Origin of the sequence: Streptomyces sp. 13-12-16, from assembly GCF_002114215.1 — a bacterium.
Classification (GTDB): Bacteria; Actinomycetota; Actinomycetes; order Streptomycetales; family Streptomycetaceae; genus Streptomyces.
Window position 1 is genome coordinate 492 of the sequence record NZ_NCTE01001459.1, and the last position, 591, is coordinate 1,082.

General features: G+C 77.7%; 1 pseudogene. It reads left to right on the plus strand.

Going from position 1 to position 591, the window contains the following annotated elements:
• A pseudogene (locus B7767_RS42605) lies at positions 1-591 on the plus strand (serine/threonine protein kinase); the annotation flags it as partial.

Sequence of the window (591 nt, forward strand, 5' to 3'; positions counted from 1 at the left end):
CCGGCTCCTACGCCTTCCGCCCCGGAGTGCGGGACCTGCTGCTGCGCGGTCTGCCCCGCACCGCCCGCAACCGCACCGCCGAGCTGCTGGAACGGGTGGGCGGTCTGATCGACGAGCGCGCGGGCCGCGCGCCCGGCGACTTCCTCGCGTCCACGCCGTCCCGTTCCGGAACGCTCACCGTGCCCGCCGCCGGGGAGGCGTTCGCGACGGTCCGCCCCCGGATCGCACGCCGGCTGTCCGGGTCCGTCGAGCCGTCCCCGGCGGCCGGCGCGGGCCGGTCCGGCTCCGGCGCGCCACCGCGGGCCCACGCCGTGATCACCTTCCGGGCCGAAGACCTGTCCGGTCATCCGGAGGCGCGCATCACCCTCGAGTACACCGTCCACGAGATCCTCTCCCGGGGCGCCCTCCGCCCCCAGCAGTACGAGGTGCGGGTCCGGCCCGACGGGTACGTGGTGCGCACCGACCCCGACGCCTATCTGCTGCCCGTCCTGGTCGCCGTCCTGCGCGGGCTTCCGGAGGCGCTCGCCGGGCTCGCGGACCCGCCGCGGCTGCGGGTGGTGCTCCAGGACGCGTCCGCGGCGGGAGCCGACC